The organism is Manganibacter manganicus, assembly GCF_002075885.1.
Taxonomy (GTDB): Bacteria; Pseudomonadota; Alphaproteobacteria; order Rhizobiales; family Rhizobiaceae; genus Mesorhizobium; species Mesorhizobium manganicum.
In genome coordinates this window covers 1-8,488 of sequence record NZ_MDET01000049.1, presented here as the reverse complement: position 1 = coordinate 8,488, position 8,488 = coordinate 1, and the positions used below count along the sequence as shown (strand labels likewise).

The 8,488-nt window shown below is 57.5% G+C and carries 9 protein-coding genes; all 9 read left to right on the top strand.

The genetic code is table 11. From position 1 onward, the window contains the following. Window positions 1-264: IS66 family insertion sequence element accessory protein TnpB (gene tnpB, locus BFN67_RS20310; RefSeq protein ID WP_425349809.1), on the top strand; the 264-nt coding region annotated here is incomplete at its 5' end. Window positions 265-472: 208 nt separating this feature from the next. Beyond that, window positions 473-1,282 carry a phosphonate ABC transporter ATP-binding protein gene (gene phnC / locus BFN67_RS20305; protein WP_006473175.1) on the top strand — a complete coding sequence of 270 codons (810 nt, stop codon included), beginning with the start codon at window positions 473-475 and terminating at the stop codon, window positions 1,280-1,282. Next, on the top strand, window positions 1,279-2,127 hold the full coding sequence (gene phnD / locus BFN67_RS20300; protein ID WP_003501103.1) for a phosphate/phosphite/phosphonate ABC transporter substrate-binding protein: 849 nt from the start codon (window positions 1,279-1,281) through the stop codon (window positions 2,125-2,127). Before phnC ends, phnD begins: the two co-directional genes overlap by 4 nt. A 70-nt stretch (window positions 2,128-2,197) precedes the next feature. Then, window positions 2,198-3,004 carry a phosphonate ABC transporter, permease protein PhnE gene (gene phnE / locus BFN67_RS20295; RefSeq protein WP_006473411.1) on the top strand — a complete coding sequence of 269 codons (807 nt, stop codon included), beginning with the start codon at window positions 2,198-2,200 and terminating at the stop codon, window positions 3,002-3,004. Window positions 3,005-3,017: 13 nt separating this feature from the next. After that, on the top strand, window positions 3,018-4,016 hold the full coding sequence (locus BFN67_RS20290; protein WP_080921303.1) for a phosphonate dehydrogenase: 999 nt from the start codon (window positions 3,018-3,020) through the stop codon (window positions 4,014-4,016). A 12-nt stretch (window positions 4,017-4,028) separates the two neighbouring features. Further along, window positions 4,029-4,949 carry a LysR family transcriptional regulator gene (locus BFN67_RS20285; RefSeq protein ID WP_003501100.1) on the top strand — a complete coding sequence of 307 codons (921 nt, stop codon included), beginning with the start codon at window positions 4,029-4,031 and terminating at the stop codon, window positions 4,947-4,949. Between the two features lie 340 nt (window positions 4,950-5,289). Then, window positions 5,290-5,892: a recombinase family protein gene (locus BFN67_RS20275; RefSeq protein ID WP_003501098.1), complete on the top strand. Its 603-nt coding sequence runs from the start codon at window positions 5,290-5,292 to the stop codon at window positions 5,890-5,892. Beyond that, window positions 5,885-7,537: an IS481 family transposase gene (locus tag BFN67_RS20270; protein ID WP_003501095.1), complete on the top strand. Its 1,653-nt coding sequence runs from the start codon at window positions 5,885-5,887 to the stop codon at window positions 7,535-7,537. The genes BFN67_RS20275 and BFN67_RS20270 overlap by 8 nt, the downstream gene beginning before the upstream one ends. After that, window positions 7,534-8,488 (top strand): ExeA family protein (locus tag BFN67_RS20265; RefSeq protein WP_204842247.1); only part of this gene is annotated, 955 nt, incomplete at its 3' end. The genes BFN67_RS20270 and BFN67_RS20265, both read left to right, overlap by 4 nt.

Sequence of the window (8,488 nt, the reverse complement as noted above, 5' to 3'; positions counted from 1 at the left end):
GTTGCTCGGTCAGCTGACGGGAATATTCGGGATCAAGGGTGCCCGCCAGGAAGGCGCGGATATACGGACATGCGCTGTGGCTTTCCCTCCTTGGCGCTTCGGGTGCAGGAGGTTCTGCAGCATGATCCGTTGTCAGGGCATCTCTTCGTCTTCAGGGGCCGCAGATCGGATATTTTGAAGATCATCTGGCATGATGGTCTGGGCGCCTGCCTTTTTACCCGGCGGCTGGAGAAGGGCCGGTTTATCTGGCCGAATATGGGATAGCATCCGTCAAGGTGGTGTAGAATTGGGACCGGGCCGTCATGATCAGGCGGCTCTGGGTGAAATTTCTCCATCGCAGCTACGCGAGGAGGTAGAGCTGAGTTTAAGTGCTGTCATTGAAGTTTCACGAGCCTGATAAACGGACGTCATATGTCGCCCATAGTGATGCAAATATTCAATCGATGCACCACTAACGATCAGGATTATTGTGATGCTGGCTCTGAACGGAGTTGCCGTGACCTATGCCAACGGCACCCAAGCTTTGAAGACAACGACATTGACGTTCAACCAGGGTCAGTTCGTCGTGCTCCTCGGTAGATCCGGCGCAGGCAAATCTACCCTCATCCGGACACTCAACGGCTTGGTTGCGCCGACGTCTGGTTCGATCACTTCTAACGATATTGGTGCTCTGGATGCGGAAACTAAGCTTCGCATTCACCGAAGGCGAACTGGGATGATATTCCAGCAGCACCAACTCATAGGGCGCTTGAGCGCGCTCGACAACGTCATGACGGGCCGCCTGGGCTACCACTCTGGCTGGCGTACGTTGTTCCCTATGCCGCGTTCGGATCGAAGGCTGGGGTTGGAATGCCTTGAACGCGTAGGCCTTCTTGATAAGGCTCTCGTCAGGGCGGATCAACTATCCGGCGGTCAGCAGCAACGGGTGGGCATTGCGCGCGCGCTGGTCCAGAAGCCCCAACTGGTCCTTGCAGATGAGCCCGTTGCAAGTCTGGACCCTGAAACGGCTGTCGAGGTCCTGTCGCAGCTTCGCGAAATATGCACAGCCGACGGCATCACTGCTGTGATCAGCCTTCATCAGATCGATCTAGCTCGCCGGTTCGGCGACCGGGTCATTGCTATGCGCGACGGGGAAGTGGTTGCGGACGCCGCTGTCGACGAACTGACCGATCAAATGTGTGCGTCGATCTACCGCAGCGCCCCAAGAAATCCGACCACAACACAAGATTTGTCCAACTACGAGTATGATCAACCTTTAGCTGCCATGGAGGCCGCATTATGAAGAAGCTTCTGTCCCTCGCATTCCTCGCCGTTCTTGGCTGGAGTTCGTTGGCGCATGCTGGCTCAAATCCAGAGACATTGCGCGTCGCGTTGCTACCGGACGAGAACGCCGCCACTGTCATCAAAAACAATCGTCCTCTCGAGGAGTATCTTGAGAAGACACTCGGTCGGGAGATTGAACTGATCGTAACGACCGACTACTCGTCAATGATCGAAGCGATGCGTTTCGGCCGGCTTGAGTTGGCTTATTTCGGGCCGCTCTCTTACACGCTCGCGAAAACCAAGGCTGATATCGAGCCTTTCGCAGCACTTATGAAGGATGGCGAAACTACCTATCGCGCTGTAGTTGTCGCCAATGCAGAGGCTGGCATCGAAAGCCTTGAAGATGCAAAAGGGAAAAAGGTCGCGTTTGGGGACGTGGCTTCCACCTCAAGCCACCTTATCCCGAAATCTATGCTGCTTAAGGCCGGAGTTGAGGCTGGAAAAGACTATAGCGAGAACTTCGTAGGGTCGCATGATGCCGTGGCTATTGCAGTGCAGAATGGCAATGCTCAGATTGGCGGACTTTCGTTGCCCATCTACAATTCAATGGTCGCTCGTGGCACCATTGATCCTAAGAAAGTTATCGCCCTCGCCGAGTCCGATCCGTTCCCGCAGTACCCCTGGACCATGCGGTCGGATCTTGACACTTCGTTGAAAGAGGCGATCACCAAAGCCTTCATCGACCTTAAAGACGAAAAGGTATTGGCATCCTTCAAAGCCGATGGGTTCGCTCCGATCGATGACAAAGCCTACGACGTCGTCCGTGAGCTCGGTAAAGTGCTGAACTTGGACCTGAGTCAGTAAGGCGCGTTCGAGACAGTTTCTCACCTTTCGACGCAGGCGCTGGCCTGCGTCCTTTCTTCCAGGATATGTGATGACACAGCCGTCGGCCGACTACGACTCTATCCTTCAACATCAAAACAAAGCTTGGACCAGAGCTGGCGTGATCGCGTTGGCAATTGCGTGTGTGATCATTGTTAGCAGTTATCACTCCGGTCTTCTTGATCTGGAGCGTCTGGGATCTGGGTTTCCTGCGCTCTGGCAGCTCGGTACGGAAATGTTTCCCCCGGATTTCAACCGAGGCTTGGAGTGGATCAGCCCTCTCATCGACACTCTGGCGATGAGTATAGCTGGGACTGCGATCGCGGTACTGATATCACTTCCAGTTGGCTTTTTCGCCTCAGGGAAAACAGCACCCAACGCTGTCATCTATATGATCTCGCGTGGATTGTTGAATGGTCTACGGTCGATCCCGGAGCTGATTATGGGCATCGTCTTCGTGGCGGCAGTGGGATTTGGAGCGCTCCCAGGCGTGCTGGCTCTTGGTCTTCACTCGGTTGGCATGGTGGGCAAGTTCTTTGCGGAGGCGATCGAGCATTGCGATAATGCGCCTATAGAAGCCGCACGCGCAGCTGGTGCGTCGCCGTTCCAGATCGTGACGCGGGCGATCTTGCCACAAGTTCTACCGCAATTGGCCGATGTGACCATCTATCGGTGGGAGTACAACTTCCGCGCCTCGACAATCCTGGGCACTGTGGGAGCTGGTGGTATCGGTTTCGAGTTGATGACATCCCTCCGGATCATGAATTATCAGGAGGTTCTTGCGATCATGCTCGTTGTCCTTCTGATGGTCACCATCGTTGACCAGGTCGGCGCTCTCCTCCGCCGCCAGCTGCAATAGAAGGATAAATTAAATGCTCCCAAAGGTAGTAATCACCCATCGCGTCCACGAGGAGATTATCTCAAAGCTATCTCCCCACGCTCGTTTAGTTTGCAACGATACTGATGATACATGGCCCCGCGAGAAACTGCTCGCAGAATTGAGCGACGCCAAGGCGATGATGGCGTTCATGCCGGACATGATCGACGCGTCTGTACTCGCGCACGCTCCCGATCTTCAACTTGTGGCATGTGCGCTGAAAGGCTTCGATAACTTCGACATCGAAGCCTGCACGCAGCTTGGAGTCCACGTCACGATAGTGTCCGATCTTCTCACTGACCCGACAGCCGAACTTACAATCGGTCTGATGATTGCTCTTGGGCGGCACATTCTGCCAGGCGACAAGAGCGTCAGGAGGGATTACAAAGGTTGGCGCCCTCGGTTTTACGGCCTTGGGCTGCAGGGCACAGCAATCGGCATTTTAGGGATGGGAGCGATCGGAAAAGCTATAGCACAGCGCCTAAGTACCTTCGGCGCCATTGTGTCGTACTGGGATCGTCAATCCCTGGACAAAGCCGATGAGATCAGACTGAACGTAAAGCCTCTTGAATTTGACCAGTTGATCTCGTCGTCTACCTTTCTTGTGTGTGCACTCCCGCTTTCGGCCGAAACGAAGCATCTCCTCGGCGCTGAACAACTCGCCAAAATGCCCAAAGGAGCACTTCTTATTAATCCTGCACGCGGAAGCGTGGTTGATGAAGAGGCTGTTGTCGCTGCATTGCAGGCGGGGCGCTTGGGAGGCTACGCCGCTGATGTTTATGAGATGGAGGACTGGGCCAGACCCGACCGGCCTGACAAGGTCCACGGGGGTCTCCTCAATCGCGAACATGATTCGATCTTGACACCCCACATAGGCTCAGCAGTGGCGAAGTCGCGTTTGGCTATCGAGCACGAGGCTGCTGACAACATTATAGATTTTGTCCAAGGCCGAAGACCTCGTGCGGCAATTAACGAGGTTCAACTAATTCCTTGATTAGAGAAAGTAATGTTTAGCCTTTCGCATGTCGCAGCATTCATAGAGGTAATCGAAACTGGCAGCTTTCACGAGGCGTCGCGACGGCTTCAGATATCCCAACCGACTGTCTCACATAATGTGAAACGATTGGAGGATATACTAGGGGTGCGGCTGGTCGAGAGGAGGAAGGACAAGTGTGTGCCGACTCGGCAAGGGCTCGTATTCTTGCCATTCGCACGCAGCCTTTTGACCGTCACGAAGAGATCTCTGGACCGCCTGCACAGCGGCCGGATTACGTTGGGTGCCAGTACTAACATCGGTACCTATATTTTGCCAGTCCACTTGAAGCGTTTACAGGATGCTCAAGGCCGGCCACCTGAGGTGGCCGTTGCCTCAAATCCTGAAATCATCGAAAAGCTCTTGAGGAAGGAGATTGATCTAGCCTTTACCGAATGGTGGGACGATCGAAAAGGATATCAAGCCCGCCTTTGGCGGAAGGAAAAGCTGGTAATAATCGTATCCCCACAGCATAATTGGAGGACGCGAAAAACAATTGAAGCGGCAGAGTTATTTCAAGAGTCCCTCATTGGCGGAGAACGTGGAACCGGTACCGGATCCGTGCTCCGCGAGGCCTTCGGCCAAGCGGCAGAGCAATTCCCAATCTCATTCAATGTCGGGAGCACTGAGGCTGTGAAGCATGCAGTTCGAGCTGGTCTCGGCATTTCGATCGTGATGAGGAGCACTGTCCTCGATGAGCTCGCGTCGGGTAGGCTTTATGAGGTTTCTGTTGAGAATGTGGTTCTCGAAAAGTCTGTGTGGGCTGTACATCCCGTACATATGGAGGATGGTTCACCGGAAGCAATCGCGCTTAAGGTTATACTCGATGCGAGCGCCCCTCTGGGTGACCTAGAGCACGTCCACATTACTCGGGGTCATATCCGCAAGATTTGAAGTAGTTGGCGCATTCCTGCGGCTCGAACATGGTAACGGCCTGGCCGACCGCATCCTTTGGTATCGCCGCCTCAATTCCCGGAGTATCCCATACAAGGGGGACAAGATCGGGGACCGCCCGATTTTCGATGCGTAAGGTTCCCTGCTCCATGTCGCGAATATTCGGCCGTCAGACACATAGTTGGTTTCCATGGATCGTTTGTCATAAACGAGGGTTTTTGAGCATGCCATAGCGCATGCCGTCACGCCCCTTGAATGGCGCGATGGAATCTTCTCAAAACTGTTATAGAAACGGTTGTCGCAAAATGCTAAGTGTCCAACGACTTTCAAGAACATTTGGATGGCTATGCGGGTCGGGTACGCCAGGGTCAGCACGATCGATCAAAATCCGGAGCTTCAGCTTGAGGCGCTGAGACGCGCCGGTTGCGAGAAGGTGTTTACCGAGCGCGGGTCAGGCGCTCGCGATGACCGCCCGGAATTGGGCCGAATTCTCTCCGACGTGCTTCGCACTGGTGACACGCTCGTTGTCTGGAAACTCGATCGGTTGGCGCGATCGCTAAAGAAGCTCATCGCGACGGCGGAAGAGTTGGAGCGCGCGAAGATCGGGCTCGTGTCCTTGACCGAGAGCATTGATACGACGACGCCGGGCGGCATGCTGACCTTCCATGTCTTCGGTGCGATCGCCCAGTTCGAACGTGCTCTGATCCGCGAACGCACGACGGCTGGACTGGTCGAGGCGCGGCAACGTGGCCGCAAGGGTGGCCGCCCGCCCGCGATGCGCCCGGGCGATATTGCCGCGGCGCGCGCCCTGATGAAGGAAGGCAGCATACCGGTACGCAATATTGCGCAGCGCATGGGGGTTTCTGTTGCAACCCTCTATCGTCATATCGGCAAGAAGGGTGGCTCTCCCAAAACAGTGGAATCCGAGGACGTCCATGGCTGAGCGGAGAAAGCGGCCGCCCGGAGAGGCTCTTGTCGATCTTCGACGCCGATTGTCGCTGCTTTCTCCCCGTGATCCAGGCCGTACCGAGATTGTTGCTCGTGCCGCCGATGCCTACGGCATCTCGATCTGGACCCTGTATCGGGCGCTGCGGGAGTTGAACCGCCCGAAATCCGTACGGCGCGCCGATCACGGAACCTCCCGGATCGCCCCGCAGCCGGAGATGGAAACCTATGCCGAAATCATCGCGGCCCTGAAGATCAGAACGGCGAACCGGAAGGGGCGGCATATCTCCACGGCGCGCGCCATCAAGCTGCTTGAGGAAGACGGCGTGGTGACGCCCGATGGCCTGGTCCGTGCACCGCCCGGCATCTTGAAACGCGCAACGGTCGATCGGCTGCTGCGTGTTTCCGGCCTGGATTATGCGCGCGTCACCCGCCCGGTGGCTGCCGTCCGATTCCAGGCGCGGCGTTCCAACGAACTCTGGCACTTCGACATGAGCCCGTCCGACCTGAAGCAGGTGGAAGCGCCGCTTTGGGTCGAGGAAGGGCGCGGCCGGCCGACGCTGATGCTGTTCTCCGTGGTCGATGATCGCTCCGGCGCGAGCTATCAGGAATACCGCTCCGTCTACGGCGAGGACGCGGAGTCCGCCTTGCGCTTTCTCTACAATGCCTTCGCCGCCAAGCCTGAACCGGAACTGCCGCTTCAGGGGATTCCAACGACCATCCATATGGATAACGGGCCGGTGAGCCGCTCGCGCGTTTTCCAGTCCGTCATGGGTAGCCTTGGTGTCCGGGTTCTCACGCATATGCCCCCGTCGGACAGCGAGCGGCGCACGCCGGCGCGAGCGAAAGGCAAGGTCGAGCGGCCGTTTCGCACGATCAAGGAAGTGCACGAGACCCTCTATCATTTCCACAAGCCGAAGGACGAAGAGGAAGCCAACCTTTGGCTCAGGCGCGCCTTGGTCACCTACAATAACGGCGACCATCGCACAGAGTCTCATGCACGCATCGAGGATTGGCTGCGGCATCTTCCTCCTGACGGGGTGCGGGCGATGTGCTCCTGGGAGCGGTTCTGCGCCTTTGCGCGCGAACCGGAACGACGGACGGTTGCTGGAGACGCGACCGTATCGGTCGAAGGCGCATCCTATGAGGTCGAGCCCGAACTTGCCGGCGAAACGGTGACCTTGCTCTGGGGCCTGTTCGATCAGGAACTGTTCGTCGAGCATGAGGGCAAGCGCTTCGGTCCATTCCAACCTTCGCGCGGGGCGGTTCCCCTCTTTCGCTATCGCAAATACCAGAAGAGCAAGCTCGAAGAGCGGCTCGACAAGGTGGTGCGCCTGGCAGACCAACTTGGGCTCCCCCGCGCCGCGGTCACCGGCGGGGATCGTCCATTGCCTTCGCTGCCCCCGACCACGGCTGGGCTGAGTGTACGGCGGACACCGTTTCCGGAACCCGCAATAGAGACCGCTTATCCAAATGGCCTCGCAGCCCGTGGGGCCATCGCCGACCAGCTCGGCCGGCCGATCGGCGCGATGAATGCCGGTGACCGCGCCTTCATCAATGAACTGCTTGGAGAAACACTCGACAAAAAGATGATCGCGGCCCGTATCCGCGAACGCTTCCAGGCGCGAAGAAAGGAAGAATGATGCTCGCTGACGTTCAATCCAGTTACGGCCTCGACCGGCCTTTCCAAGGGGCCGGCAACTTTGAGACCGAGCATCAGCGCACGATCATCCGCGAGGTGTGTGCGGCCGTCCAGACCGGTCGGCTTGTCGTGGTCTCCGGCCTGGTCGGTTCGGGGAAAACCCACCTTTTGCGCCGCATCGAGGCCGAACTCACCAAAGCCGGCAAGGTCGCACTCGCCAAATCGCTGGCGGTCGACAAGCGGCGCACTTCGCTGCCATCGCTCATTGAAGCCCTGTTCTACGACTTGTCTCCCGGCGATCGTGCGCAGGTCAAGATCCCCAAGCAGGCCGAGCGCCGGGAGCGCGACCTGCGCGACATCATGAAAAAAGGCAAACGGCCGATCGTCCTCGTGGTCGACGAGGCCCATGACCTGCACCACAAGACCTTAACCGGCCTGAAGCGACTGATGGAGGTGGTCGCCGACGCCGGCGTGCTCCTTTCCGTACTTCTTGTCGGGCATCCCCGGTTGCGCAATGATCTGCGCCGGCCGCAAATGGAGGAGATTGGCTACCGCACGACCATTTTTGACTACGAGGGGATCGGCTCCGCGCGCCGCGACTATGTTGCCTGGCTGCTTGGCGCCTGTGCGGCCGAAGGCGTAAAGGTTGGCGAACTCCTCGAGGAAGAAGCCATCGACCTCATCGCCGAACGTTTGCGCACGCCGCTTCAGATCGAGATGCATCTCACCCTCGCATTCGAGCAGGGCTTTCGCCTCGGCGCCAAGCCGGTTACCGCCGAAATCGTCGAGCAGGTCCTGTCCCGCGCCATCGACGATCTCGAACCGACGTTGACCCGAAATGGTTACGATGCGACGGCTCTGGTCACGCACCTCAATGCTCGGCCGTCGGATATCCGCGCCTTCCTGGCGGGCACCCTTGATCCCGAATATTCCCGTCAGCTGACCGAGCAAC

Coding starts and splice junctions, on each gene's coding strand:
- BFN67_RS20275 (WP_003501098.1), top strand. CDS start 5,290: ATGGCTATGCGGGTCGGGTACGCCAGGGTCAGCACGATCGATCAAAAT.
- BFN67_RS20270 (WP_003501095.1), top strand. CDS start 5,885: ATGGCTGAGCGGAGAAAGCGGCCGCCCGGAGAGGCTCTTGTCGATCTT.
- phnD (WP_003501103.1), top strand. CDS start 1,279: ATGAAGAAGCTTCTGTCCCTCGCATTCCTCGCCGTTCTTGGCTGGAGT.
- phnC (WP_006473175.1), top strand. CDS start 473: ATGCTGGCTCTGAACGGAGTTGCCGTGACCTATGCCAACGGCACCCAA.
- BFN67_RS20285 (WP_003501100.1), top strand. CDS start 4,029: ATGTTTAGCCTTTCGCATGTCGCAGCATTCATAGAGGTAATCGAAACT.
- BFN67_RS20290 (WP_080921303.1), top strand. CDS start 3,018: ATGCTCCCAAAGGTAGTAATCACCCATCGCGTCCACGAGGAGATTATC.
- phnE (WP_006473411.1), top strand. CDS start 2,198: ATGACACAGCCGTCGGCCGACTACGACTCTATCCTTCAACATCAAAAC.